Source organism: Streptomyces sp. MNU89 (genome assembly GCF_020982505.1).
GTDB classification, from domain to species: domain Bacteria; phylum Actinomycetota; class Actinomycetes; order Streptomycetales; family Streptomycetaceae; genus Streptomyces; species Streptomyces xinghaiensis.
Window position 1 is genome coordinate 5,730,951 of sequence record NZ_JAJKLL010000001.1, and the last position, 25,515, is coordinate 5,756,465.

The 25,515-nt window shown below is 72.6% G+C and carries 21 protein-coding genes and 1 pseudogene; 16 read left to right on the plus strand and 6 right to left on the minus strand.

All coding sequences use genetic code 11. The features are described 5' to 3' along the window. The first annotated feature begins 151 nt into the window (after positions 1 to 151). Positions 152 to 901: an endonuclease/exonuclease/phosphatase family protein gene (locus tag E4N63_RS24470; RefSeq protein ID WP_230242627.1), complete on the plus strand. Its 750-nt coding sequence runs from the start codon at positions 152 to 154 to the stop codon at positions 899 to 901. 183 nt (positions 902 to 1,084) lie between these two features. Here E4N63_RS24470 and E4N63_RS24475 read toward each other — a convergent pair whose 3' ends face one another. Both E4N63_RS24475 and E4N63_RS24480 read right to left on the minus strand, forming a co-directional pair. After that, positions 1,085 to 1,870: a hypothetical protein gene (locus E4N63_RS24475; RefSeq protein ID WP_230241705.1), complete on the minus strand. Its 786-nt coding sequence runs from the start codon at positions 1,868 to 1,870 to the stop codon at positions 1,085 to 1,087. Further along, on the minus strand, positions 1,863 to 2,645 hold the full coding sequence (locus tag E4N63_RS24480; RefSeq protein ID WP_125623111.1) for a carboxylesterase: 783 nt from the start codon (positions 2,643 to 2,645) through the stop codon (positions 1,863 to 1,865). Before E4N63_RS24480 ends, E4N63_RS24475 begins: the two co-directional genes overlap by 8 nt. A gap of 189 nt (positions 2,646 to 2,834) precedes the next feature. Here E4N63_RS24480 and E4N63_RS24485 point away from each other — a divergent pair, with 189 nt between their 5' ends. The 6 genes from E4N63_RS24485 (at position 2,835) to E4N63_RS24510 (ending at position 8,956) form a co-directional block, all read left to right on the plus strand. Next, positions 2,835 to 3,635 carry a 1-acyl-sn-glycerol-3-phosphate acyltransferase gene (locus E4N63_RS24485; RefSeq protein WP_230241706.1) on the plus strand — a complete coding sequence of 267 codons (801 nt, stop codon included), beginning with the start codon at positions 2,835 to 2,837 and terminating at the stop codon, positions 3,633 to 3,635. Between the two features lie 126 nt (positions 3,636 to 3,761). Beyond that, positions 3,762 to 5,009: a MacS family sensor histidine kinase gene (gene macS, locus E4N63_RS24490; protein ID WP_125626573.1), complete on the plus strand. Its 1,248-nt coding sequence runs from the start codon at positions 3,762 to 3,764 to the stop codon at positions 5,007 to 5,009. Beyond that, positions 5,006 to 5,680, plus strand: a complete 675-nt coding sequence (locus E4N63_RS24495; protein ID WP_125626574.1) for a response regulator transcription factor — start codon at positions 5,006 to 5,008, stop codon at positions 5,678 to 5,680. The genes macS and E4N63_RS24495 overlap by 4 nt, the downstream gene beginning before the upstream one ends. 203 nt (positions 5,681 to 5,883) lie before the next feature. Continuing rightward, entirely contained in the window at positions 5,884 to 6,912 is a 1,029-nt protein-coding gene (locus E4N63_RS24500) for a 6-phosphofructokinase (RefSeq protein WP_125626575.1), read from the plus strand. Between the two features lie 201 nt (positions 6,913 to 7,113). Continuing rightward, positions 7,114 to 8,127, plus strand: a complete 1,014-nt coding sequence (locus tag E4N63_RS24505) for a 2-hydroxyacid dehydrogenase (protein WP_230241707.1) — start codon at positions 7,114 to 7,116, stop codon at positions 8,125 to 8,127. Between the two features lie 460 nt (positions 8,128 to 8,587). Further along, on the plus strand, positions 8,588 to 8,956 hold the full coding sequence (locus E4N63_RS24510) for a hypothetical protein (RefSeq protein ID WP_230241708.1): 369 nt from the start codon (positions 8,588 to 8,590) through the stop codon (positions 8,954 to 8,956). Between the two features lie 51 nt (positions 8,957 to 9,007). On the opposite strand, the gene E4N63_RS24515 is transcribed toward E4N63_RS24510, so the two are convergent. After that, positions 9,008 to 9,529: an N-acetyltransferase gene (locus E4N63_RS24515; RefSeq protein ID WP_043469103.1), complete on the minus strand. Its 522-nt coding sequence runs from the start codon at positions 9,527 to 9,529 to the stop codon at positions 9,008 to 9,010. A gap of 278 nt (positions 9,530 to 9,807) precedes the next feature. Between E4N63_RS24515 and E4N63_RS24520 the strand changes: the two genes are divergently transcribed. The 6 genes from E4N63_RS24520 to E4N63_RS24545 all read left to right on the plus strand — a co-directional run bounded on the left by E4N63_RS24520 (position 9,808) and on the right by E4N63_RS24545 (position 16,391). Then, positions 9,808 to 10,605, plus strand: coding sequence for an SCO2525 family SAM-dependent methyltransferase (locus E4N63_RS24520; RefSeq protein ID WP_228429748.1), 798 nt, complete (start codon positions 9,808 to 9,810; stop codon positions 10,603 to 10,605). 73 nt (positions 10,606 to 10,678) lie between these two features. Next, positions 10,679 to 12,520 carry an SCO2524 family protein gene (locus E4N63_RS24525; RefSeq protein ID WP_230242629.1) on the plus strand — a complete coding sequence of 614 codons (1,842 nt, stop codon included), beginning with the start codon at positions 10,679 to 10,681 and terminating at the stop codon, positions 12,518 to 12,520. 2 nt (positions 12,521 to 12,522) lie between these two features. Next, positions 12,523 to 13,440, plus strand: coding sequence for an SCO2523 family variant P-loop protein (locus E4N63_RS24530; RefSeq protein ID WP_125626375.1), 918 nt, complete (start codon positions 12,523 to 12,525; stop codon positions 13,438 to 13,440). Continuing rightward, positions 13,437 to 14,402 (plus strand): SCO2522 family protein, encoded by a 966-nt coding sequence (locus E4N63_RS24535; RefSeq protein WP_230241709.1) that lies wholly within the window; start codon positions 13,437 to 13,439, stop codon positions 14,400 to 14,402. The genes E4N63_RS24530 and E4N63_RS24535 overlap by 4 nt, the downstream gene beginning before the upstream one ends. A gap of 1 nt (position 14,403) precedes the next feature. Next, positions 14,404 to 15,375, plus strand: a complete 972-nt coding sequence (locus E4N63_RS24540; protein WP_125626377.1) for an SCO2521 family protein — start codon at positions 14,404 to 14,406, stop codon at positions 15,373 to 15,375. 47 nt (positions 15,376 to 15,422) lie between these two features. Continuing rightward, complete coding sequence (locus E4N63_RS24545) at positions 15,423 to 16,391, plus strand: DUF6879 family protein (RefSeq protein ID WP_050364008.1); 969 nt, start codon at positions 15,423 to 15,425, stop codon at positions 16,389 to 16,391. 231 nt (positions 16,392 to 16,622) lie between these two features. Here E4N63_RS24545 and E4N63_RS24550 read toward each other — a convergent pair whose 3' ends face one another. After that, on the minus strand, positions 16,623 to 18,566 hold the full coding sequence (locus E4N63_RS24550) for an anthranilate synthase family protein (protein ID WP_230241710.1): 1,944 nt from the start codon (positions 18,564 to 18,566) through the stop codon (positions 16,623 to 16,625). Between the two features lie 513 nt (positions 18,567 to 19,079). Next, positions 19,080 to 21,900, minus strand: a pseudogene (locus E4N63_RS24555) (glycosyl hydrolase). Between the two features lie 377 nt (positions 21,901 to 22,277). On the opposite strand from E4N63_RS24555, the gene E4N63_RS24560 reads away from it, so the two are divergent. Together E4N63_RS24560 and E4N63_RS24565 are read left to right on the plus strand one after the other, a co-directional pair. Then, positions 22,278 to 23,627, plus strand: a complete 1,350-nt coding sequence (locus tag E4N63_RS24560; RefSeq protein ID WP_125626590.1) for a class II 3-deoxy-7-phosphoheptulonate synthase — start codon at positions 22,278 to 22,280, stop codon at positions 23,625 to 23,627. A gap of 188 nt (positions 23,628 to 23,815) precedes the next feature. Further along, positions 23,816 to 24,106 carry a bacterioferritin-associated ferredoxin gene (locus tag E4N63_RS24565; protein ID WP_230242631.1) on the plus strand — a complete coding sequence of 97 codons (291 nt, stop codon included), beginning with the start codon at positions 23,816 to 23,818 and terminating at the stop codon, positions 24,104 to 24,106. A 53-nt stretch (positions 24,107 to 24,159) separates the two neighbouring features. Here the strand turns inward: E4N63_RS24565 and bfr are convergent, their stop codons facing one another. Then, positions 24,160 to 24,660 (minus strand): bacterioferritin, encoded by a 501-nt coding sequence (gene bfr / locus E4N63_RS24570; protein ID WP_230241711.1) that lies wholly within the window; start codon positions 24,658 to 24,660, stop codon positions 24,160 to 24,162. 220 nt (positions 24,661 to 24,880) lie between these two features. Between bfr and E4N63_RS24575 the strand changes: the two genes are divergently transcribed. Beyond that, positions 24,881 to 25,507 (plus strand): sulfite oxidase-like oxidoreductase, encoded by a 627-nt coding sequence (locus E4N63_RS24575; RefSeq protein WP_230241712.1) that lies wholly within the window; start codon positions 24,881 to 24,883, stop codon positions 25,505 to 25,507. Positions 25,508 to 25,515: the final 8 nt, after the last annotated feature.

Below are 25,515 nucleotides of genomic sequence, written 5' to 3' on the forward strand. Positions count from 1 at the left end.
CGCACAGGGCACACCGGGAGCCCCCGAGCCGGGCGCCCCCGAGCCGGCCGGGCCGGGGGACGGGGCGGAGCACGGCCCCCGCACCGGTGACACGGCCTCGGACGGTCCGGCCGCTCTCCCCGCCTCCCGCACGGAGGGGGACGGCTCCGCCGTGATCCGCGTGCTCAGCTACAACGTCCGCTCGCTGCGCGACGACCGGGAGGCGCTGGCCCGGGTCATCCGGGCCTGCGCCCCCGATCTCGTCCTGGTCCAGGAGGCGCCGCGGTTCTTCCGCTGGCGCAAGGCGGTGGCGCGGCTCGCCCGCGCCGCGGAGCTGGTGTACGTCACGGGCGGGGCCACCGCCACCGGCCCGCTGATCCTCTCCTCGCTCCGCGCCCGGGTGGAGCGCACCGAGGACATCCTGCTGCCGCTCACCCCGGGACTGCACCGGCGCGGTTTCGCCACCGCGGTCCTGCGGTTCGGGGGCGCGCGGCTGGTGGCGGCGAGCTGCCACCTCAGCCTGGCGGCGGCCGAGCGGGAGGCGCAGGCCGGGATGCTGCTGGACGTCCTGGACCGGCAGACGCGGGAGGCCGGGGCGGCGTACGCGGTCGTCGGCGGCGACCTCAACGACCGGCCGGGCGGGCGCGCGTTCCGCAGACTCACCGGCGGGCTGCGGGACGCCTGGGCCGAGGCCCCCTGGGGCGGCGAGTACACCTCGACCCCCGCCGATCCGCACCAGCGCATCGACGCGGTGCTGGCCACGGAGGGCGTGGAGATCCTGGGCTGCGGGGTGCCCCTGGACCTCGACGGCGTCAGCCACGCCGATCTCCGGGCCGCCACGGACCATCTCCCTGTTCTGGCCGCCCTCAGGATCCCCGCCGGACCCGGCGCCCGGCACCGCGGGTCGCTGGCGCGAGGCTGAACACGCCCCGCCGGTGCGGCGGTTGGCGCGGAGCGGCCCCGGAACTGGCGAAGACCCCCGTGCGACGGAGGTACCCACCTCGATCGCACGGAGGCCTTCGGAGAACACCGTAGGCCCGGAGGCCCGTTTTCGGAAGGCGCCCGTCCGCGGCGATTCCGATTCTCCGGCGGACCGGGCAGGGAGTCAGACGACGGCGCCCCGGCCCGGGTCGTCGTCCTCCTCGTCGTCCTCCCGCATCCGGGCGACGAGGGTCGCGAAGCCGCCCAGGAAGCCGCCGACCCCGAGGGTCGCGATCCACCAGGTGACCGGCTGCTGGGCCAGCACCGTGACGATCAGCAGCAGCGGTCCGCCGAGCACCGCGAGCCAGGCGAACTTGGTGGGGGTGTCGGCCTCCGGGAGCGGCGGCGGCTCGGGCGGTACGAAGTGGTCCTCGTCTCCGCCCTCTCCGCCTTCCGCGCCCCCCGCGTCCCCGGCGGGCTCACGCGGACTCCAGTCCCGGGGGCCCGCGCCGGCCGGGAAGATGACGCTCGACCCCAGCGGCCGGTCCGCCCCGGCCGCCGGCCCGGAGCCGGAGGAGGCCGGGGGCCCGGGCCGGCCGGTGGCACCGGAGGGGTCCGCGGAGCCGGAGCCCGCGGCCTCCGCCCCGGACGTCCCCGCCTCCCCGGGCGTATCCGGCGACTCCGTCCCCGCGGGCCCGGACTCCCGGCGTACGGGCTCCCGGCTCGCGCCGCCGCGCGCCGGCTTCCCCGGCTCGGGCTCCGCCCCGGCCGGGAACGGTTTGAGCGGTTTCTCCGTCTCCAGGAAGCCGGGCAGCGCGCCGGGACCGGGCGCCGGCTCCCGCGCGGGCGGGTCGTCCCCGGGGAACTCCGGTTCGTCGCCGTACCCGGCGACGATCGCCGCCCAGGCGGCCTCCTCGTCGAACGGTTCGGGGCCGTCCTCGTGCCCGGTGCCGGTACCGCGTTCAGCCACCGGTCGCCGTCCCTTCCCGCTGCGTGCCGTCCGCCACGAGCCGGCCGATGAAGTCGTGGGAGTCCTGGAAGATCCGCTCGGCGTCGTAGTCGAGCGTGGCCACGTGGTAGCTGCGCTCCAGCAGGGTCTCGGTGACGTCCGTGGACGAGACCCGGCTGAGGATGCGGGCGGAGTCGGCCGGGGAGACCACATGGTCCCGCGCGCTGTGCAGCAGCAGCAACGGCTGGGTGACCTGCGGCAGTTCGGCGTCGAGCAGCCGCAGGAAGCGGCGCAGGGAGTGCGCGGCGTGCAGCGGCACCCGGTCGTAGGCGGCCTCCTGGACGCCGCCCTTGGCGATGTCGCTCGCCAGGCCCTTGGTGGTGCGCACCAGATGGCGGGCGACGGGCAGCGCGTACGCCGACAGCCCGTGCACCCGGTTCACGGGGTTGACCACGACGATCCCGCTGATCTCGTCGCCGTGTTTGGCGGCCAGCCGCAGCGCGAGCGCGCCACCCATGGAGAGGCCGCAGACGAAGACCTGCCGGCACCGGGCGGTGAGGCCGCGCAGGCCCCGGTCGACCTCGGCGTACCAGTCCTGCCAGCCGGTGAGCTGCATGTCCTGCCAGCGGGTGCCGTGGCCGGGCAGCAGCGGCAGGGACACGGTGTATCCGCGCCCGGCGAGGAAGTCGGCCCAGGGGCGCATGGACTGCGGGGAACCGGTGAAGCCGTGGCAGAGCAGGACACCGATGTCCCCGCCCTCGTGGTGGAACGGTTCGGCTCCGGGGAGGACCTGCACCGGAGGTCTCCTGTTCGTCGTCGTTTCGCGAGGTCCGGCAGGGGCTGCCGGGTGATGCCGGGCCGGTGGGCACGGCCGGTTTTCACCGTACGCGACGGCGCCGGTACCGGGTAGGTCCGCCGACCGCCTCCGGGCGGAACGCCCGCGGCGGCAGGCTAGAGTCGTGCCGCACACACAGGAGGTCCTCGGTTGCTTTACGGCGCAATGAAGCTGTCCATCGGCGGGACGCTGAAACTCGCCTTCCGTCCCTGGGCGGAAGGGCTGGAGAACATCCCGGCGGAGGGCCCGGCGATCCTCGCCAGCAACCACCTCTCCTTCTCGGACTCCTTCTTCTTCCCCGCCATGGTGGACCGGAAGGTCACCTTCATCGCCAAGGCGGAGTACTTCACCTCTCCCGGGGTCAAGGGCAAGCTGACCGCCGCCTTCTTCAAGGGCGTCGGCCAGCTGCCGGTGGACCGCTCGGGCGGTCGCGCCGCCGGGGAAGCGGCGGTGCGCAGCGGCGTCGGGGTGATCGAGAGCGGCGAGCTGTTCGGGATCTACCCGGAGGGCACCCGCTCGCCGGACGGACGGCTCTACCGCGGCAAGCCCGGTGTCGCGCGGATCGCACTCGCCACCGGGGCGCCGGTGATCCCCGTCGCCATGATCGACACGGAGAAGATCCAGCCGCCGGGGAAGGTCATACCGAAGCTGATGCGCCCCGGCATGCGGATCGGCAGGCCGCTGGACTTCAGCCGCTACCACGGCATGGAGAGCGACCGGTTCATCCTCCGTTCGGTGACCGACGAGATCATGTACGAGATCATGAAACTGTCCGGCCAGGAGTACGTCGACGTCTACGCCAGCGTCGCCAAGCGGCAGCTCGCCGAGGCGGCGAAGCGGCGGAAGGACGAGGAGAAGGCGGCGGCCGGCGCGGAGAGCGCACGGCGGGCCGAGGGGAGCGCGGGGCCGGGGCGCCGGGGAGACCGGCGCACCGGGGATTCCGGGGCGTAATCCGTCCCGGGCGAGGGTTGGGGAGATGGCACCGAGTCTGCGGTCACGCGTACGGCCCGGCGGCGGGACGGCGGCCGGGGAGGACGCGGCCGGGGAGGGCCCTCCGGCGGGCGGAGCCGGCCCCGGATGTCCGTGGAGCAGCCGCTCTGGCGGGCGCTGACCGGCTACCGGGTGCTGACCATGGCCTACGCCATCGCCCTCTTCGGCTACGACCACGACGAGTACGCCCGCCCGCTCGGCGCCGCCGCCTATCTCGCCGTGCTGGCGGTGTGGACGCTGGCGACCGTCGGCCGGGTCTCCTCCGCCGAGCGCTGCACCCTGCGGTTCCTGGTCGCCGACCTGACCGTGGCGGTCGCCGGCATCCTGCTGACGCCCGTCGTCGACACCGCCGAGCGCATCGCCGCCGGCGGCCCCACCCTGCCGTCCATCTGGACGGCCGGCGCGGTACTGGGCTTCGCTCTCAAGGGCGGCTGGCGCTGGGCGGCGGTCGTCTCCGCGATCGTCGGCGTCGCCAATCTGATCGAGCGCGGCACGCCCGCCCGGGACACCGTGCACAACGTCCTGCTGGTCTGGATCGCCAGCGTCGCCATCGGCTACGTCGTGGAGGTGGCCCGGGCCAGTGAGCGCACCCTCGCCCGGGCCCTGGAGGTCGACGCCGCCACCCGCGAACGGGAGCGGCTGGCCCGCGACATCCACGACAGCGTGCTCCAAGTGCTCGCGATGGTGCAGCGGCGGGGCGCGGAGATCGGCGGCGAGGCGGCCGAGCTGGGGCGGATGGCCGGCGAACAGGAGGTGGCGCTGCGCACCCTGGTGGCCGGCGGCCTCGTCCCCGCGGCCCGGCGCTCCCCCGAGCAGGTCTCCCGGGGCGGCGGGGAGCCGCGCCCCGGGCCGGACGGCTCCCCGGCCGCGGCGGGCGGTGACGGCGCACCGGCGCCCGCCGGTCCGTCCGCCGGTGCGGCGGACGGGAGCCGTGATCTGCGGACCCTGCTCGCCGCCTGTGCGAACTCCCGTGTCTCCTTCGCCGAGCCGGGCGCGCCCGTCCTGCTGGAGACGCGCGCGGCGGAGGAACTGGCCGCCGCCGTGGGCGCCGCCCTGGACAATGTGGACCGCCACGCGGGCGCGGACGCGCGGGCGTGGATCCTGCTGGAGGACGAGCCGGACGAGGTGATCGTCACCGTCCGGGACGACGGCCCGGGCATCCCGGAGGGACGCCTCGCGGACGCGGAGCGGGAGGGGCGGCTCGGTGTCGCCCTCTCCATCCGGGGCCGCCTGCGCGAGCTGGGCGGCAGCGCCGAGCTGCTGTCCGTACCCGGGCAGGGCACGGAAGTCGAGTTGCGGATACCGCGGACAGCACGGGGGAGTGAGAGCCGATGACGACGGAACCGGCGCCGGTGAGGGTGATGGTGGTCGACGACCACCCGATGTGGCGGGACGCGGTCGCGCGCGACCTGGCGGCGGCCGGGCACACCGTGGTCGCCACCGCCGGGGACGGCCCGCAGGCGGTGCGGCGGGCCCGTGCCACGAGACCGGACGTCCTGGTCCTCGACCTCAACCTGCCCGGGCTGCCGGGGGTCGAGGTCTGCCGGCAGCTCGTCGGCTCGCAGCCGGGGCTGCGGGTGCTGGTGCTCTCCGCCAGCGGTGAGCACGCGGACGTGCTGGAGGCGGTGAAGTCGGGCGCCACCGGCTATCTGCTCAAGTCCGCGGGAGCCGGGGAACTGCTGGACGCGGTGGCCCGGACCGCGGCCGGTGACCCGGTCTTCACCCCGGGCCTGGCCGGGCTGGTGCTCGGCGAGTACCGGCGGCTGGCGTCCGAGCCGGAGCCGCCCTCCGCCGGCGCCCGGGACGCCCCCCGGCTGACGGACCGGGAGACCGAGGTCCTGCGGCTCGTCGCCAAGGGCCTCTCGTACAAGCAGATCGCCGAACGGCTGGTCATCTCGCACCGCACGGTGCAGAACCACGTCCAGAACACCCTGGGCAAACTCCAGCTCCACAACCGGGTGGAGCTTGTCCGCTACGCCATCGAGCGCGGCCTCGACGAGGCCTGACGCACCGTCGGTTCCGGCCGGCGGCCCCTCCGGCTCCCCGCCCGCCACTCCCGTCCATCACTCCATACGGGTGATCCCGGGGACCGGTCTCCCCGGGAAAGTGCGAAATCGACCGATTGCTCCCATCCCCTGTGATCTGGATCACTACTACCGTGAACGCGTAATGGCGCGACTACGGAGAATGATCACGAAGGGAAGATCCCATGCGGGTCGGAGTACTGACCGGTGGCGGTGACTGCCCCGGACTGAACGCCGTGATCCGGGGCGTCGTCCGCAAAGGCGTCCAGGAGTACGGGTACGAATTCGTCGGGTTCCGCGACGGCTGGCGGGGCCCTCTGGAGGCCGACACGGTTCCGCTCGACATCCCGGCGGTGCGCGGCATCCTGCCGCGCGGCGGGACCATCCTCGGCTCCTCGCGGACCAATCCGCTCAAGGCCGAGCACGGCATCCGCCGGATCAAGGAGAATCTGGCCAAGCTGGAGGTCGACGCGCTCATCGCCATCGGCGGGGAGGACACCCTCGGGGTCGCGGCCCAACTGGCCGACGACTACGGCGTCAACTGCGTCGGCGTGCCCAAGACCATCGACAACGATCTCTCCGCCACCGACTACACCTTCGGCTTCGACACGGCCGTCAACATCGCCACCGAGGCGATCGACCGGCTGCACACCACCGCGGAGTCCCACATGCGGGTACTGGTGGTCGAGGTGATGGGCCGTCACGCCGGCTGGATCGCGCTGCACTCCGGGCTCGCCGGCGGTGCCAACGTCATCCTCATCCCGGAGCAGCGCTTCGACCTGGAGAAGGTGTGCGCCTGGGTGGAGTCCCGGTTCAAGATCCGCTATGCCCCGATCGTGGTCGTCTCCGAGGGGGCCATGCCCCTCGACGGCGACATGGTCCTCAAGGACGGCTCGCAGGACGCCTTCGGCCACGTCCGGCTGTCGGGCGTCGGCGAGTGGCTGGCCAAGGAGATCGAGGCCCGCACCGGCCAGGAGGCGCGCACCACCGTCCTCGGCCACGTCCAGCGCGGCGGCACCCCCAGCGCGTACGACCGCTGGCTCGCCACCCGCTTCGGGCTGCACGCCATCGAGACCGTCCGGGACGGGGACTTCGGCAAGATGGTCGCCCTGCGCGGTACCGACATCGTGCGGGTGCCCATCCACGACGCGACGGCCAGGCTCAAGACCGTGAGCCCGGAACTGTACGCCGAGGCGGGCGTCTTCTTCGGCTGACGGACCGGGGGGCGCCGCCCGCCCGCACCACCCCGGTGCGGGACGGGGCCCCGCCCGGCCGGAGCGGCGGGCCGTCACCGCGGCCCGCCGTCCCGGCGCCTCCCGCCCCGGTTCCCTCCGGCGGGCAACGGCCCCTTCCCGGACGGCTTGTAGCATCAAAGGCGTTGTCATCAGCAGCTGTCTGCTCGTACCGGGAGAATCGTGGACATCCTCGCCTTCGGCGTCCAGAACGATGAGAAGCCGATGATCGAGCGGGCCTTCGCCGGCCGGCACACCGTCCGCTGTGTGGACGTCTTCCTCAACCGGGACACCGCCCCCATCGCCGCCGACCACGAGATCATCAGCGTCAGCGTCAACGCCCAGCTCGACGCCGCGGTGCTGCGCACCCTCGCCGCGGGCGGCACCCGGATGATCGCCCAGCGGGCCACCGGCTTCAACAACATCGATCTGGAGGTCGCCGCCGAGCTCGGCATGACGGTCGCCCGGGTCTCCCACTACTCCCCGTACTCCGTCGCCGAGTTCGCCTGGACCCTGGCCATGGCCGTCAACCGGCGCGTGGTCCGGGCCGCCACCCGCACCCGCGACTTCGACTTCCGCCTCGACGGGCTGATGGGCCGCGACCTGCACGGCCGCACCGCCGGGGTGATCGGCACCGGCAAGATCGGCGAATGCTTCGCGCGTATCGCCCACGGCTTCGGGATGAAGCTGCTCGGCTGGGACATCGCGGAGAACCCGGCCTGCACCGAGCTGGGCATGGAGTACCGCGAGGACCTGCCCGAGCTGCTCGCCGAGGCCGACCTCGTCAGCCTCCACGTACCGCTGCTGCCGGCGACCGAGCATCTGCTGGACCGGCACGGCCTGTCCGTCATGAAGGACGACGCGATCCTCGTCAACACCAGCCGCGGCGGGCTCGTCGACACCGGCGCGCTCATCGAGCAGCTGAAGGCGGGCCGCTTCACGGGCGTCGGGCTGGACGTCTACGAGGCCGAGGCCGGGCTCTTCTACCTGGACAAGTCGCTCGACGTGGTCACCGACGACACCCTGGCGCGGCTGATGACCTTCAGCAACGTCCTGGTCACCTCCCACCAGGCGTACTACACCCGCGACGCCACCGCCCAGATCGTCGAGACCACCGTCGGCAACATCGACGACTACCTGGCCGGCCGCACCAGCGAGAACGTCCTGGTCCCGGCGGCGGGCCGCGCGGCCGGCTGAGGGACCCTCCCGGCGGGCCTCCCGCTCCGCTCCCCGGCCCGGGTGTCACAGCTCGCTTCCCCGGCTCGTTCCCGTCCCGCGTGCCCCGTCCGGTTCCGTGGTTTTCACCCGCCCGTGGGATGGCGCTGCTCCGACCGGTTGACGCCGGTCCGGGCCGCCCGGCCCGTCCGGTGAAAACGGCGATGTATGCCCGTGCCAGCCATCCCACCGGGACACCTCGGGACCCCGCATGCGCCACCCCGGACGGCTCTCCACCCCGGCCGCCATCCCGTCCGCCGGGCGGGTGATTCCGCCGGGCGGCCCCGGCCCCGTCGCCCCGGGGCGTCCGCCGGGGTATCACGTCCTCAGGGCCGTGAACCGCACCGTCGTCCCCGGGACCGCGGCCGCCCGGGCGCTCCGGCGGCCCGGCTGACGAGGACCGCCGTACGGAACGGGCACCCCCGAGGAGAGGACCGGCATCGTGGACCGACGGGAACTGGTCCGGGTACTGCGCGAGGAGCGGGTGCCGGACGCCTTCTACGACATCCCCGGTGTGCGCGACATCCCGTCCCCCTCGGACGCGTACTTCTTCCTGCGGCCCGCCCCGGACGGCTGGGCCGTGGGACTCCGGCAGCGCTCCGGGGACCAGGACGTGCTCGCCTTCTCCTCGGAGGACGAGGCCTGCCGCGAACTGCTCGGCCGGCTCACCACCCTGCCGCCCCCGCCCCCGGAGGAGGGAACGAGGGCCGGCGAGCCCGCCCCGGAGCCGGATGCCGTCCGGCCGGACATCCAGGGCACCCAGGGCACCCTGGGCACCCCGGATGATCCGGACGGATCCGGCGGGCCCTGACCGCGCACGGCGGGGCGCACGGCACCTCGCCGAGCGCGCCCCGCCGCCGTGTCATCTCCGCAGCGGAAGCGTCATCACCAGCCGGGCGTCGCCGGGTCCGAAGTAGTTCTCGTGGTGGTCGAGCCGGGCGAAACCCAGTGACTCGTACAGTTCCACCGCGGCGGTGTTGGCGGGCTCGACGGTCAGCCGGACCTCGCCGACCCCCTCCGCGCGCAGCCGGCGCAGGGCCTCCGCCATCAGCTGCCGCCCGAAGCCACGGCCCCGTGACCCGCTGTCGATCCCGAGGCCGAGGATCCAGCTGCGGCTCTTGTCGGACTGGGTGCCGACGAGGACGTAGCCCACGAGGGAGTCCCCGTCGTCCAGGACCAGGAGCTGGTCCCCGTGCAGGTCGTAGAGCTGGCGCAGCACGAAGTAGGGGTAGGCGTGCTCGGCGAAGACCTCCTCGTCGAGCCGGGAGAGGGGCGGCAGGTCCTCCTCGGTGATCGTTCTCACCCATGGCGGCCGGCTCTCCGGGGCCAGGGACACGGCCGAGACGGCGGACAGCGGTAATCGATCTCCGGAAAGAGCAGTCATGCGCCACTTCCTGGTGAAAGGGTCTGGGACCACGCGTCATCACCTGTACAGGTGGAACGCGGTGGGACGGCGTGCGCCTTCCGGCGGGGTGGCCGACGGCCGGCGGTCAGACCAGGATTCCCGGCCCGAACAGGACGTTCAAGGTTGGAACGGGCCAGACGCCGCATTGCGCCGACGCGCCCCCCGTGCTCCGGCCGGGCCTGTTCCGTGCTTCCGCGAACCCCCTATGGCTTGTTCAAAGCTGAGACCGGGCGGGGGTTTCTCGCTACGCTTGGACGATGGTTCTGAGAACGTTTGATCCCGGGCCCGGGAAATCGCAAGAGCTCAATGGTGAGACCGACTGGAACGCGTTCGATTCCGACGCGTACGTCGAGCACAACTACCGCCATCTGCGCTCCGACGACGAGCAGATCATCCGCATCGTCCGGGATCACTTCCGGGACCATTTCCGGCTCCACCCGGCGGCCGCTCCCGTGCCGGGGATCGACGTCGGGTCGGGCGCCAATCTGTACCCCGCGCTCACTCTGCTCCCCTGGTGCTCTGAGGTCACGCTCTTCGAGCGGGCCCGGACCAACGTGCAGTGGCTGGAGCGCCAGGTGCCCGGCTACGAGGCCAACTGGGACGCCTTCTGGGGGGTCCTGCGCGAGGTGGAGCCGTACGCCGGGATCGAGGACCCCCGGGCGAGGCTGCGGCTGGCCGCCCGCCCCAAGCAGGGCAATCTGTTCGATCTCCCCGAACGGCGCTGGGGGATCGGCACCATGTTCTTCGTGGCCGAGTCGATGACGACCTCCCACGAGGAGTTCCGGGTGGGCGTACGGCGCTTCGCGGAGTGCCTGCGTCCGGGAGCGCCCTTCGCCGCCGCCTTCATGGAGGGCTCCACGGGCTACTCGGTCGGCGGGGAATCCTTCCCGGCCTGCAGTGTGGAGGAGGAGCAGGTACGGGAGGGCCTTGCTCCCTATTCCGAAAGCGAAATGCACATCACGCGCATCGGCATTCCTGGCGAACGTCCACTCCGTCAGGGATATGAGGGCATGATCGTGGCCTGCGGCCGACGCCGTTCCGTTCAATCGCGGTAACGCGCACACCATTGAAGGGTGGCCCGCTTTCCGGTCGGCGGTCCGGGGCGGGCCCGGGGTGAGGGGTATGGGGATGCAGATCAAGCCGCGCCAGCAATTGCTGGACATCTGGCGGGCCATTGCACGCTATTCGTTCGCGGACGGGGAATGGGACTGGGGGGATGCGGGCGGGCTCAGCAGTGTCGCGGACGCCGAACGCCTGCTCTGCCTCATGTACCCGGCCACCGAGTTCCCCGCGTTCCGCCTGGACGATCCGGACACCACGGACCGTGACGTCCGGGAGGTGCTCAGCGGCGCGGGCACCCGTCTGGAGCTCCCGGCCAAGCTTCTTTCGGTTGTCGCCGAATTCATGAACACCCACACCACGGACGACAAGAGACCGAGTTTCGCCGGGGGCCACTACTTCAACGCCCGGGATTCCGAAGCCGAACTTACCCCGGAACAGCGGCAGTTGGGGGTCGTCGACTCCTTCTCCCTGTCGATCACGCTCTCCCTGGCCACCCTCGGCTTTCTCAAGGTCTATCTGAGCAAGCCCCGCCGCGCCGAAGTCCAGGCGATGGCCGACGAACTCAGGACCGCCACCGAGGCCCGCCTCACCGCCGCCATGGTGAGCCTGCTCCGCTCCTTCACCGTCAACGTCTTCGACGCCGAGGCCCCCCAGGGCCGCACCCTCTGCCGGCTCCTCGGCCAGGGCCGGGTCTCCGAGCGGATCGCCGCCCAGCAGTTCCAGCGGCGCTTCAAGTCCCTGCGCGCCACCATCCGGGACAGCATCTCCCTCGGCGTCGACGTCGCCGACGGCCTCGGCGACGACAACCAGCTCTTCGAGTGCGGCTGGGCCTGGAGCCTGGTGAAGGACGCCCCGCCGGTGAAGACCGAGAGCGAGATCGGCCCGCAGCCCGACGGCATCGCCAAGCCCACCCCGTACCTCTACTTCACCGTCGTCGCCCTCGACGGCATCCAGGACCTCTTCTCCGAGCGCACCCTCACCCTCGGCCTGCTCAACGTCGAACAGCAGCGCCTCGCCGAGGCCCTGCGGCTCCGGTGGGAGATCACCCAGCAGTACTGGTCGCGCATCGCCCGGTTCGGGGAGGCCGGCTGGCCGCTGGAGGACATCCCCTGGCGCACCACCGGCCAGCGGCAGGAGTCGGAGTACTTCTCGCTCTCCGTCGCCGCCATCCTCGTCCACGACCTGGTGCGCCGCCGCGCCACCGACGACGACCTCACCCGCACCGTCGACGTCATGGAACGGCTCGCCGAACGCGGCCGCATCACCAGCCGCATGAAGGTCGGTGACCCGGCCATCGAGCTGCACGCCCCCGGTGTGGCCATGCCCCTCCAGGGCGGCGAGGCGCTCGGCCCGCCCATGCAGTGGTCGATGCCGGACTTCTCCGCCCAACTGCTCAAGCGGACCATCCAGCTGTGCTCCCTGTCCCGCAGCATCTCCTCCCACGACCGGCTGCTGCGGCTGGCCGAGCGGATCTTCGATCACCTCTGGCAGCGCCGCAACCGGAGCGGGGAGAGCGCGGGCCTCTGGGACAACATCCACGCCGTCTACCCGGACGCACCGGCCCGCGGCTGGTCGCTGTCCTGGAGCATCACCGAGCGCGTCACCGAGTGCATGGTCGCGGCGCGCCAGCTCTACACCCAGCCGCCGATCCGCAGCGGCACGCTCATCGGCATCGCCCGCGACCTCCTCAGCGAGGCCACCCACCTCCTCGGCAACGAGCAGCTCGAACCCACCTCCACGGCCGACGGATCGCGCGGGATGGCGCTCAAGGGCATCGAGGTCAAGCTCGCGCGGGCCCGCGAGATCCTGGAGGAACAGCCGGGCACCTCCTGCGCGCTCAGCACGGAGGTCCTCGGCGAACTCGACACCCTGGCCCTGGCCCGGCAGACGGCCTCCCGGGGAGTGTGACGGTGATCGTCTTCGCGGCCTCCGACAAGGGAGGCACCGGCCGCTCCGTCACCAGTGCGAACCTGGCCTACCGCCGCGCGCTCACCGGGGACGACGTCTGCTATCTCGACTTCGACTTCGGCTCCCCCACGGCCGCCGCCGTCTTCGACATGCCCGGCGCGCTGCGCGGCGTTGAGGGGGGAGGACTCCACTCCTACCTCCAGGGCCGCACCACCGAGCCGGTGCGGACCGACGTCTGGGCCGAGACCGAGCACGAGGTGCTGCGCCACCGCCCGGCCGGCTCCGGGAATCTCGTCCTGCTGCCCGGCGACCGCAGCGGCGGCGAGTTCACCGTCGGCCCGGACACGCTGCGCCGCTGCGTCGATCTCCTCCTCCGGCTGAACGGCGAGTTCGACCTCGTCGTGGTCGACCTGAGCGCCGGCCGCAGCTACGCCGTGGACCTCGCCCTGGAGGCCACCTCGCGGCGCGAGATGCGCTCGGTCCCGGCCCGCTGGCTCGTCTACCACCGCTGGACCCGCCAGCATGTGATCGCCGCCGCCGGGCTGGTCTTCGGCGAGCGGGGCATCGTCGCCGGCGGCGTCACCCGCGGGCACGACAAGGCGCTGCTGACCGGCGCCATCCGCTTCGTCCGGGCCGCGGTGCCCGACCCCGAGTCGCCGCTGTGGTCCCAGGTGCCGCCCGCCCAGTCCGCCTGGATGCGCAAGTGCGACCAGGACCTCGACGTGCTCGCCGCGGACCTCGACATCGGCTACACCCGGCTGCTCGGCTCCGTACCGCTGGAACCCGTCCTGCAGTGGCGTGAGCAGCTCATCACCGACGAGGACGTCCTCGCCAGCCGGATCGCCAACATGGAGACCCTGCAGGCCCTCGAAGAGCTCTCCCGGAAGCTCACCGACGACGAGTCGTGGGGGCAGCCGTGACGGACGCGGTCTTCCGGGAGACGACGGCCGACCCCCGCACCCAGTCCATACCGCTCTCCCACATCTCGCTGGAGATCGGCCACTTGTACATGGAGGACTTCGAGGCGGGCCCCGAACGGCTGCGCGAGCACTTCGCACGGGTGCGGCCCTGGGTGGACGCGGTCCTCGCCTCGGCCGTGAACGGGAAGGGGGCGCGGCCCCGGGTCAGCACCTGCTTCCTCGTCGACGACTACTTCAGCCGGTTCTCCTCGCCCGCCGAGCTCGTCCCCCTCCTGCTGACCGAGGCCGAGCGCTGCGGGCTGACCATCGACTACCTGGCCCGGGAATCCGCCTGCGACGTGGCCGACGGCGTGCGGCTCGCGGAAGCCGTCGAGCACCGGCTCGTCGAGTCGCCGCCGCCCGGCAGCGACGGCTCCCGCCCGCCGGTGAAGGAGATCGGCTGGCTCGCCAACGGCGAGCGCACCCCCGGCGTGGAGCGGCTGGAGGCCATGGCCAACGACCTTCCGCCGTCCTGGCGGCCACCGGCCGAGACCGCCGCCCACCGCCACTCCGTCTTCATGGACGTCGAACTCTGGGACGACCGCGACGGCCGCCGCACCTGGTCCTGCCCGTTCCTCGCGGCCGTCTGGCAGCTGGCCCGGCTCGGGCTCCTCCGCCACCGCGGCGAGCCGGTGCTCCGGCCCCGGCCCAGTCCCGAGGGCGGCTTCCCCCGGGACTGGGCCGACCTGGCACCCCTGACCCGGCTCAACCCCGCGGCCCAGCCGTTCGCCGCCTACCGCACCTGTTCCGTGCTGCCCTCCCGTTTCCTGCCGGTCGAGCACGCCGTCCGTGTCATTCTCGGCCAGGTGGAGGTGGACCCCGGGGCGCTCCGCCAGGTCGCCGAGCGCTCCGCCGGCGAGCGGATCGCGCTCCCGGACGCCGTCGCCGACCGCGTCACCCACGTCTTCTGCGCGGAGGCCTGAGATGCGGGCGCCCGGCGACACCGCGGAGACCGTGCTGGCCTGTGGCGAGGTCCGCACCTGCCTGCTCCAGACCTCCGCGTCGCTGCCCGCGGCGGCCGCGGGCGAACTGCTCCGGATCCGCGCGGACGAGCGGGTGCGGATCTCCGAGCGCCCCAATCTGCACGCGGTCTCCCCGGACGTCCTCACCGGTGTGGACTGCCGGCTGCCCGCGGCCACCGGCGCCAAGGTGCGCGCCGTCGGGACGGTCGCCGCCCGCGCCGTGCTCGTCGAGGGCCGGGTGCTGCAGACGACCGCGCAGTTCCGCTCCCCGGGCCGCGGCCCCGACCTGCGCCGCCCCTGGGGCCACTACCTCGTCCGGCCCGGGGTGCTGGAGCCCCTGGGCCGGCTGCCCGGACGGGCCGTCGCCGACGGCGTCCTGGCCGACCGCCGGCAGCCCGGCGAGCTCGATCTGGGGGCGATCGCCGAACGGCTCCTCGGCGAACTGCTGCGGCACCCGCTGCTCGACCAGCGGCCCCCTTTCAAGTCCCGGCGCACCCGGCTGCGCTGGGCCGCGTTACGGGCCACGGACGGCGCCGGCCCGTCGATCGAACGCTTCACCCTCGCCGAGGACGGGCTGCGCACCGTGGAGCTGCGGCTGCCGGAGCACACCGAACCGGCCGCCTGCGCGGGGCTCTGCGAGGACCTCGCCCTGCACGACTGGCTGCTCACGACCCTCGTACGGATGGTCGAGCGCAGCCGGCTGGGATCAGCGGACGGGCACGACGCCGTGATGGCGCTCCGCCCGGCCGTGGACCATCTGCTGCACCTGTGGATGCCGAGAGCACGAGTGGACACGACCCTGGGCCCGCTGTGGGAGGTGCTCGAGCGGAAGCCCGGATTCACCCGGCAGTGGCAGACGCTGGTCCAGCGCATCAGGGACCAGCTCGCCCTGCAGGCCATTCCGTTGCTGCGCGAAGCCCTGACGGCACGCTGACGGGGGTGCGGGCACGCACGGACCCGACCGGGGGAGTAGGACGACAGATGCACGCATCGACGAGAACACCGGGGGCACCGGCCGCCCTGGGCCCGCCGCAGCAGGCCGGCATTCCGCCGTTCCTGCTGAAAACCGTGATCACCGCGTTGATCGGCGGTTTCACCTACGCACTCACCAACGCCGTCGACCAGCCCGAGGTCTGGAAGCTGACGGTCTCCGTCTTCGTCGCCGGCGCGGCCATGATCGTGCAGTACATGGTCGACTTCGAGCGCCGGCTCGGTGCCGTGGAGCACAGCCTCACCCGTCACAACACCGAGATGAAGGAGCTGGTCGCCGAGGGATTCGCCAAAATCAACCACGCCACCGAGCTGTTCGGCCTGGTCGAGGGCTCGGCCCTGCGGGCCGACGGGGTGACCCGGCTGGTGCGCAACGCCACGATGGTCGGTTCCGAGGGGCCCGAGATCATGAAGGCGTTCGCCCAGGCCGAGGTCACCCGCCTCGGCACCCTGATGGCCAACCTCCACCAGAAGCACGCCGACTACGACGGGGAGGACCACGACTGGATCGTGACCCTCACCCAGTGCGCCTCCCACACCATCGACGCCACCAGCACCTCCGTGGACCACGACTTCTGGCCCACCGAGCTGGGACAGCGCTATCTGCGGGCCCAGCGCGACGCCATCCACGAGCACGGGGTGAGCATCCGCCGGCTGTTCATCGTCAACACACCGCAGGAGATCGACGAGGAACTGCTGCAGCTGGTGGAGCACCAGAAGGGTCTGGGCATCGAGGTGCGCGTCCTCGCGCTGTCCGAGCTGCCGCCGACCGCCGGAATCGACACCACGAACGACTTCATCGTCTTCGACCACTCCCTGTCCTACGAGGTTGAGCCCGACCTGCGCGGGATGAACGCCAAGACCACCCTGGACCTGCGCGATGACCGGGTGGCCCGGCGTGTCAAGCGCTTCGAGGAGCTGTGGAAGGCCGGGGAGGAGGAACCGGAGCCGGACGAGTAGCCGGCCCCCGCCGGCCCGCCGGCGGCGCACTCCGCACACTCCGCTCCTCCGGGCCGCCGCGCCCGCCGCCGCGCCCGCCGTCGCGTACGCCGCTCGTCGCGGCCGCGGCGGTCCGGGCGCGGGGCGCCGGGTACGGGGTACGCGGGGTGCCGCTCGCCGGCGGACGGGACGCGGGGACACCGGGGTCCGAGGAGACCCGGGGTCGCTCCGCCACCGCCGCCCCGGGGCCGTCTACACGCGCACGGCCGCCAGAAGGCCGGCGGCGAGGGACGTCCCGTTGAGCGTCAGCACCGACTCCGGGTGGAACTGCACCCCCGCGAAGCCGGGACCGCGCAGCGCGTGGACGTCGCCGGTGGCCGGGTCGCGGCTCAGCTCCACGCCGTGCAGGGCCAGTTCCCGTTCCGCCGCCTCCTCGCAGCGTGCGGTGAAGGTGTTGTAGAAGCCGACGGTCTCCCGGCGGCCGAAGAAGTCGATCCGCTCCTGCGCGCCCTGGTACGGCACGTCCTTCCGGGCGATCTCCAGTCCCAGTTCGGCGGCGAGCAGTTCGTGCCCGAGGCAGACGCCCAGCAGCCCGTGCCGGTGGTCCCGCACCAGATCGGCGGCCAGGGCGCGCAGAAAGCGCATCTTGGGATCGCCGGTGTCGGCCGGGTTCCCGGGACCGGGGCCGAGGACGACGGGGCCGCGGTGGGAGAGCGCCGTCTCGCGCAGCCCCGGCTCGTCGTAGCGCCGTACGGTCACCGCGAGACCGGTGGAGCGCAGCAGGTGCGCCAGCATGGCGGTGAAGGTGTCCTCGCCGTCGACGACCAGGGCGTGGAGGCCGGCGAGGGCGGGGCCGTGCGGGGCGGCGGAGTCCGCCGGTTCCTCCGCGGTCCGCATCCGCAGCCAGAAAGGCGCCAGCCCGGCGCGGCGGGCGTCGAGCGCCGCCCGCACCCGCGGATCGTCCGCGAGCCGCGGCGGCGCGGCCGCGCCCGGGCGGTCCGGCGCGGGGAGCACACCCAGCGCGGCGAGGACACCGGCCGCCTTGGCGTGCGTCTCGGCGACCTCGCTCCGCGGGTCGGAGTGGCGGACGAGGGTGGCGCCGACCGGCACCCGCAGCCGGCCGTCGGGCGCGATGTCGGCGGTCCGGATGAGAATGGGGGAGTCAAGGGTCTGCGCGCCGCCCGCGTCCCGTCCGATGAGCGCGAGCGCGCCCGCGTAGTAGCCGCGTCCGCGGCCGTCCGGGTCGTGCGGGCTCACGGGTTCGTGCCGCTCGATGACGCGGCAGGCGTTCTGCACCGGCGAGCCGGTGACCGTCGCCGCGAACATGGTCTCCCGCAGCACGTCCCGCACGTCCAGCGAACTGCGGCCGCGCAACTCGTACTCGGTGTGCGCGAGATGCGCCATCTCCTTGAGCCGCGGCCCGATGACGGCGCCGCCCCGGTCGCCGACGGTGCACATCATCTTCAGCTCCTCGTCCACGACCATGGACAGCTCCTCCACCTCCTTGCGGTCGTGCAGGAAGCGCAGCAGGCCCTCGGCGTCCGGCCCGCCGGGCGGGTAGCGGTAGGTGCCGCTGATGGGGTTCATCACGACCGTTCCGCCGGACATCCGCACATGCGCCTCCGGGCTCGCCCCGACGAGGGTGCGCTCGCCGGTGTGCACGGCGTACGTCCAGTAGGCCCCGCGCTCCCCGGTGAGCAGCCGACGGAAGAGGGCGAGCGCGTCGGCGGGGCCGTAGCCGGGGATCTCGCCGCGGAAGGTGCGGCGGATGACGAAGTTGGCGCCCTCGCCGCGGCCGATCTCGTCCCGGACGACGCGCTCCACGATCTCCGCGTAGGCGTCGTCGGTCACGTCGAAGGACCCGTTCCCGACCCGTACGGGATGGCGGGGCAGGGCGTCCAGGAGTGCGGGGAGCGGCAGTTCGAGGGTTCGCTCGGGGCGGAGGACGGCCAGTGGTGTCCCGTCGTCCCGCACGTCGAAGCCGCGTTCGCGGATCTGCCGGAACGGGATGAGGGCGAGCGCGTCGGTGACGGGCCGTCCGTCCGCGGCCGGCCCTTCGCCGAGCGGGATGTCGGCCAGCCGTTCGACGTGCTCGACGGGGCCGGTGAGGACCTCCACCACGTCCTGGTCCCGTCCGGGCGCGTTGCGGCGCAGCAGCGCGAACGGCGGGCAGTCCGGGCTCAGCAGCCGGGCCACGACGGCGGCGGGGGACTCCAGGAAATCGGCGGACCCCGGAGCGCCGGGGAGGGACGGGAGGTGGGACCGGGGAGGCGGGGACGCGGGCGGTGCCGGGTGATCGTTCCATGACGGGCGGTTCCTTCCGGATCTGCGGAGGGACGGCCGTCCGTCGAACGCCGAAGGCCGCCCCGGGAGGCGGCCTTCGCGTGAGAGGTTCAGTGGGTACGCGCGAGGAGGTGGGCCGCCGTCTCAGCGGGCCACCACCAGTTCTGGTTCAGAGGCGCGAACATGGCCGCCACCCTACCCGAACGTGCCCCGGCCGCACCGCTCCGTTCCCGCCACGGGAGCGCGGCCCGGCGGGTGTGCGGGCCCGCACTTCCGACCGTGCCATGCGCTGCACCGCAGTGGCCGCGGCGGTCATGCCGGTCGCGGAGCAGCCGGCGGCGCCGGGGCCGGGATCACCCGCCTGACATCGGGTGATCCCGGACGCTCGACGCAGACCCGGTGCCGTGGGGGCGCCGGGCCGCTGTGCTACTCGAAGGGGATGGTCAGGACCGATCCGGTGCCGACCTGGAGCGTGGCCGGGGCCTTGCCGATGGCGCCCCAGACCTCGGCGCGGACGGTCCCTCCCCGGAGGTCGCCCAGGGTGCCGGAGGAGGAGAGCAGTCCGGTGCGGGCGGGGGTGTAGTCCTCGTAGCCGGGGAGGGGTCGGTGGCGAAGTAGCGGTACGTCTCGACGCGGTCGAAGGAACCGTCGCCGGTCAGGTCGTAGGAGATCCGGACCTGCTGGCCGAGGCCGACGTGAATGCCGGCGTCCACCTTGAGGCGGAAGTCGGTGGAGGCGCCGCCCTTCACGGTGCCGTTGACGTTCCGCACCTCGTACACCAGGGGGCGGTGCGGGACGCCGTCGTAGTTGCCCCCCTCGGCGGAGGGGATGGTGTCGGTCGCCGGGGACGTGGCCGCGGTGGTGCCGAGGGTTCCGCCCGGACGCAGATGGAAGGTGTCACCGGTCACCGGCGAGGGGACGGGTCGGTGGGGGTGGGCTCGGGATCGGTGGGTGTGGGGTCCGGGTCGCCGGGAAGCGGGGTGCCGGTTCCGTTGCCGGAGGCGGAGGAGTGGGCGGGGACGTTGAGCACGGCGCCGTCGGAGAAGGTGACCGTCCGGGCGGTGCCGGTGTCGTTGCGGGCGGCGTAGGTGCGGTTGCCGCCCTTGGCGAACACGGCGGCGGTGGGGCTGTCGGCGGTGACCGAGGTGTCGGGTGCCCCGATCGCGTCCAGGGTGCTGATCCAGTGGTAGGTGTGGGCCTTGGTCTCGCCCTCCTCCGGGGTGTAGGCGCCGCCGGTGGCGTCCCAGGCGGCCTTGGCCTTCTCCGGGTCGGCCAGGGCCTGGAACTCCCACAGCAGGTCGCGCCACTCCGCGGCCGGGCCGCCGTTCTCCCGCTCCATCTCGGCGATGCTGCGCCGGATGGCGTCCTTCTCACGGGCCAGGTGGAGTGAACCACCCGTCACGGGAAGGACGTTGATGCCGTGGATCTCCTCGGGGTTGGCGGTCCACCAGGTGGCGTAGGCGGCCCCGCTGCTCCACACCATGCCGACGGCGTCGTGGGTGTAGTCGCCGGGGTAGACCTCCTCGTCGGCGTCGAACCAGTACTGGGCGATGGCCTCGGACTCGGTGGTGAGGAGATGGACGCCGAGGTCGCGCAGCGCGGTGTTACCGGTCGCCGAGCCCCACAGGACGAGTCCGGCGCTGAGGTTGACGGACTCGGAGGACGACTCCTGGTTGTTGCCGGCCGCGAAGGACGCGTGCCCGGCGGCCCAGCTGTGCCCAGCGTAGACGTCGAAGCCGCGCAGGAAGGGGAACATGGCGTCGGTCCGGCTGGGGTTGGCGGTGTCCCGCACCAGCAGGTCGACCATGCCGCCCCAGGCGGAGTCCGCGGCCCACCCGGGGTCGTGCTGGGCGACGACGGCGGCCGCCAGCACGTAGTAGCCGTAGTGGAAGTGGTGGTCGTTGAGTTCCTTGTCGCTGCCGTAGGAGGCGGGGTAGCCGGTGAGGGTGCGCCACTGGGCGTCGTAGGAGAACTCGGCCTCCCCGCCGGCGGTGAACCACGCCTCCAGCCGCCCCTTGATCAGCTCCAGCAGCTTGTCCCGGGCGGCCGTCTCCCCCAGCTGCTCCGCGATGGGGACGAGCTGGGCGAGTTTGCCCAGGGCCTTGCCGGTCCAGTACGTGTCACGGGCGCCGCTGAACGGATCGCCCGCGTTCACCGCCTCGTTCAGGTACGCCTTGAGCCGGGCGGTGTCGGGCCCGGAGGTCTTCGGCAGACCGGGCAGGACGCCGGTCACCTTCTGCTCGGTGGTGAAGCTCCTGCCCTCGCGCACCTTCATCGTGCCGCGCGGCGAGACATAGGTGTACGGCGTGAGCGGGTCGGTGGCGTGCAGCCACTGGTGGCGGTAGAGGGCCTGGAGGGTGCCGGTCTCCGTGCCTTCCTTGGCGGTGGTCGTGAGGGTGTAGCCGGCGCGCACCGTGCCGGCCTTCTCGTCGTAGTCCCAGGTCGCCTTGGAGCCGGTGACGAAGCTGAAGGCGTAGGCGCGGTAGTCCGCCAGGGCGTCGGTGCGGGGCAGGACGGCCAGCGAGAAGTAGTCCTTGGAGCCCAGGCCGGCCCGGATGTCGTTCCCCGAGACCGTCCAGTCGCTGCCGGTGGGCGCGAAGAGGGCGTAGTGGTGGCCGGCGACGGTCACGCCGAGCACGTTGCCGTCGTCGGCGAAGACCTCGGGCGCGCTCGCGGTGGTGATCCGCGCGGCGCCGCCGCTGCCCTGGGCGTAGACGAAGGGCATGCCGTGGCCGATGGTGGCGCGGAACGTCCGGGAGCCGTCGGACCACTGGGGGGTGACGGTCCAGTCGCTCCAGTCGTGGGCCCTGGCGTCGGGGGAGTTGAGCCCTTCGAGGCCGACGGTGAGGTCCCGCTGGTGCGGGAACTCGTACTGGCGGCCGTCGCCGACGATCGCCGAGGCGGTGGGGTAACCGACCTCCAGCCCGCCGGAGACCGCCTTGTAGGTGAGGGGGTGGCCGTACATGTTCTCGGAGTACGGATTGTCCGCGAAGCGCTGGAAGGCCAGGGAGGACCACCAGTCGTTGGTCGGCACGGGCCGGTCCGCGGCGGCGGCCGTGACCTTGGGGGTGACGGGGGCGCCGCTGTTGTTCTGCGGCCCCTCCGCGCCGGCGGGCCGGGTGTCGCTGTAACTGCCCCGGCCGACGGGGACGGTGGCGGCGGAGGCGCTGCCCGCCCCGGCCGCGACGAGGCCCGTCGTGGTTAAGGCGGCGGCCGTGGTGACGGCCAGGATTCTGCGAAGACGCATGGACTCTCCTTTTTGAGAGCGCTCTCAAAGAATGCCGTCAACGTAGAGAGCTGTCGGTACACCGTCAATACTTGAAGCAGTGCGGGATACCGGGGTGTGCAGGCCGGCCGCCCGGACCGTGCGGTGACCGCCTCCTCGCGTTGCGAAGTCACCGCAGGCCGGTGCGGGCACGGCCGGCCGCGGTCACGGCCGGCGGGCCGGCGGAAGGGGCGGCCGGGAACGGACGGCGTCCTTCGGCTTCTGGAGTCTCGGCGGGCGGCGGCCGGGCCTCCGCTCTCACAAACCGGCGCGAACGCCCGCGGCGGGAGGAGGCGGATTCCGTCTCAGATTCCGGGCGCGGGGCCGGCGGCGGGGCCGGGCGTCGTAGGGTTGACGCCGTGACCGTGAACGCTGAATCCACCGCCGGTGTCAACACCTGGCGAGACCTGCCCGCGGCGCAGCAGCCCGAGTGGCCCGACTCCGAGGCTCTGCGCGATGTGATCGCGGACCTCGAGTCCTATCCTCCGCTCGTCTTCGCCGGCGAGTGCGACCAGCTGCGGGCCCAGCTGGGTGCCGTCGCCAGGGGTGAGGCGTTCCTGCTCCAGGGCGGTGACTGCGCCGAGGCGTTCGACGCCGTGGGCGCGGACCAGATCCGCAACAAGCTGAAGACGCTCCTCCAGATGGGGGCCGTGCTCACTTACGCCGGCTCCGTGCCGGTCGTCAAGGTGGGCCGGATCGCCGGCCAGTACAGCAAGCCGCGGTCCAAGTCGACCGAGACCCGGGACGGCGTGACCCTGCCCACGTACCGGGGCGACTCCGTCAACGGCTTCGAGTTCACCGAGAAGGCCCGCGTCCCGGACCCGGAGCGGCTGAAGCGGATGTACCACGCCTCCGCCTCGACGCTGAACCTCGTGCGCGCCTTCACCACCGGCGGCTACGCCGACCTGCGCCAGGTGCACGCCTGGAACCAGGACTTCGTGAAGAACTCCCCGTCCGGGCAGCGCTACGAGGCGCTGGCCCGCGAGATCGACCGGGCGCTGAACTTCATGAACGCCTGCGGCGCGGATCCGGAGGAGTTCAAGACCGTCGAGTTCTACTCCTCGCACGAGGCGCTGATCCTCGACTACGAGTCGGCGCTGACCCGCACCGACTCCCGTACCGGGGAGCTCTACGACGTCTCCGGCCACATGATCTGGATCGGCGAGCGGACCCGGCAGCTCGACGGGGCGCACATCGAGTTCGCCTCCCGGGTGCGCAACCCCGTCGGCGTCAAGCTCGGCCCGTCCACGACGCCCGAGGACGCGCTGGCGCTGATCGACCGGCTCGACCCGGAGCGCGAGCCGGGCCGGCTGACCTTCATCACCCGCATGGGCGCGGACAAGATCCGCGACAAGCTGCCGAACCTGGTGGAGAAGGTCACCGCCTCCGGCGCCCAGGTGGTCTGGGCCTCCGACCCGATGCACGGCAACACCTTCGAGGCGGCCTCCGGGCACAAGACCCGCCGCTTCGACGACGTGCTGGACGAGGTCAAGGGCTTCTTCGAGGTCCACAAGGGCCTCGGCACCCACCCGGGCGGCATCCACATAGAGCTCACCGGCGACGACGTCACCGAGTGCGTCGGCGGCGGCCACGAGATCTTCGTGGACGATCTGCACCAGCGGTACGAGACGGCCTGCGACCCGCGGCTCAACCGCAGTCAGTCGCTGGACCTGGCCTTCCTCGTCGCGGAGATGTACCGGGAGCAGTGAGCCCGGGAGCCCGGGGTCCCGGGAGCGCGCGGGGGCGCGCATCCGGGCGGAGGGCGTGCGCGAGGGGCGCGGATCACAGTGATCCGCGCCCCTCGCGTTGTGCGCCCCGGCCCCTGCTGGGTAAGGTGAGGTTTACCTGACTTTCCCCCGTGACCGGCCGGCCCGGCTGCCTGTTGGAGGTGAACCGCGTGTACGTCTGCTCCTGTTTCGGCATCACCGAGCGGGAAGTGCGCGAGCATGCGGACGCCGGGGCCTGCACACCGCGCCGGATCGCCTCCGCCTGCAAGGCGGGCACCGACTGCGGCGGCTGTGTGCGGCGCATCCAGGCGCTGCTGGGGCGGGGTGCCGCACCCGGGGCCCGGGAGGCGGCAGCCATCGCGCCGTCCACCGCGGCGGTCCCGTCCGTCGCCCCGGTGGTCCTCGCCGCCGCACAGGCGGTGCGGGCCGCCCACTCCGCGCGGGCCGCCGAGGCCGCCTGAGCGGAGCCCCGCGCGGGCGGTCCGGTCGCCCGGGCCCGTACCGCCGGTGTCCCTCAGCCCGTGCTCGCCTGGCCCGACTCCTCGGCCGGGTCGATGAGCTGGGCGAGATAGAGCGGCTCCGTCAGCTTCTCGATCAGATCGAGCTGGGTGTCCAGGTAGTCGATGTGGTTCTCCTCGTCGGCGAGGATCGTCTCGAAGATGTTGGCCGAGGTGATGTCGCCCTTGGAGCGCATGATCTCGATGCCGCGCCGCAGCCGGTCGATGGCCTCGACCTCCACCTCCCTGTCGGCCCGGAACATCTCGCTCACCGTCTCGCCGATCCGTACGTGGAAGAGCCGCTGGTAGTTCGGCAGGCCCTCCAGGAAGAGGATGCGGTCGGTGAGCACCTCGGCGTGCTTCATCTCGTCGAAGGACTCGGCGCGGGTGTACGCGGCGAGCTTCACCCAGCCGTTGTGCTCCTGCTTCTTGGAGTGCAGGAAGTACTGGTTGGTCGCGGTCAGCTCGGCGGTCAGCTGTTCGTTGAGGATCTCGACGATCTCGGGGTCGCCCTGCATCGCGGTGGCTCCTTCACCATCCGGGTGAAACGGACTGAACTGAATGAACTGGTGTGAGCGGTGTGAACGGGACGAACGGGCTGAACGGAATGATCGCCGGCCCGGCGCATCCTCGCACCGCCGCGAGGATTGATCCAGTAAGTCACCACTAACCCGAATTCATCCGCTTCATCCCGGCCCCGGTCACGTTCCGCTGCCGGGGTCTGTCACCATGGACCCCATGGGTCAGCCGGAAAGCCGCGAAGGGGAACAGTCGGTCCTTCCTCCCGGCCAGCGGCTGCAACGCGGCTGGCCGGTCACCCACTACGGGCCGGTGCCCAAGTTCAGACCCGAGCGCTGGGAATTCCGGATCTTCGGAGCCCTGGCCGACCCGGCCGGCCGGGACCGCTGGGACCACGAGGAATTCTCGGCGCTGCCCTACACGACGGTCACCGCCGACCTCCACTGCGTCACCAAGTTCTCCATGACGGACGCGGAATGGGGCGGTGTCGCCGCCCGTACGCTTCTGGACCTCGCGCCGCCCGCGCCCGCCGTCACTCATGTCATGGCCTGGGCGGAGTACGGCTACAGCGCCAATATGCGGCTCTCCGACTTCGCCTCCGAACGGACCATCCTGGCCACCCACAAGGACGGCGAGCTCCTCACCGCCGAGCACGGCTTCCCGGTACGGCTGATCGTGCCGCACCTGTACGGCTGGAAGGGGCCCAAGTGGCTCCGGGGCATCGAGTACATGACCACCGACCGCCGCGGCTTCTGGGAGGAGCGGGGCTACCACAACCTGGGTGACCCCTGGCGCGAACAGCGCTACTCCTACCAGGAGGAACCGGGCGAGGGCCCGGAGCTGTAGCGCCGCCG

What these genes read in the sequence shown, in the direction of transcription:
- macS (WP_125626573.1), top strand. Translation starts at nt 3,762, where the DNA reads ATGTCCGTGGAGCAGCCGCTCTGGCGGGCGCTGACCGGCTACCGGGTG.
- E4N63_RS24540 (WP_125626377.1), top strand. Translation starts at nt 14,404, where the DNA reads ATGCGGGCGCCCGGCGACACCGCGGAGACCGTGCTGGCCTGTGGCGAG.
- E4N63_RS24525 (WP_230242629.1), top strand. Translation starts at nt 10,679, where the DNA reads ATGCAGATCAAGCCGCGCCAGCAATTGCTGGACATCTGGCGGGCCATT.
- E4N63_RS24575 (WP_230241712.1), top strand. Translation starts at nt 24,881, where the DNA reads ATGGGTCAGCCGGAAAGCCGCGAAGGGGAACAGTCGGTCCTTCCTCCC.
- bfr (WP_230241711.1), bottom strand. Translation starts at nt 24,660, where the DNA reads ATGCAGGGCGACCCCGAGATCGTCGAGATCCTCAACGAACAGCTGACC.
- E4N63_RS24500 (WP_125626575.1), top strand. Translation starts at nt 5,884, where the DNA reads ATGCGGGTCGGAGTACTGACCGGTGGCGGTGACTGCCCCGGACTGAAC.
- E4N63_RS24545 (WP_050364008.1), top strand. Translation starts at nt 15,423, where the DNA reads ATGCACGCATCGACGAGAACACCGGGGGCACCGGCCGCCCTGGGCCCG.
- E4N63_RS24495 (WP_125626574.1), top strand. Translation starts at nt 5,006, where the DNA reads ATGACGACGGAACCGGCGCCGGTGAGGGTGATGGTGGTCGACGACCAC.
- E4N63_RS24520 (WP_228429748.1), top strand. Translation starts at nt 9,808, where the DNA reads ATGGTTCTGAGAACGTTTGATCCCGGGCCCGGGAAATCGCAAGAGCTC.
- E4N63_RS24515 (WP_043469103.1), bottom strand. Translation starts at nt 9,529, where the DNA reads ATGACTGCTCTTTCCGGAGATCGATTACCGCTGTCCGCCGTCTCGGCC.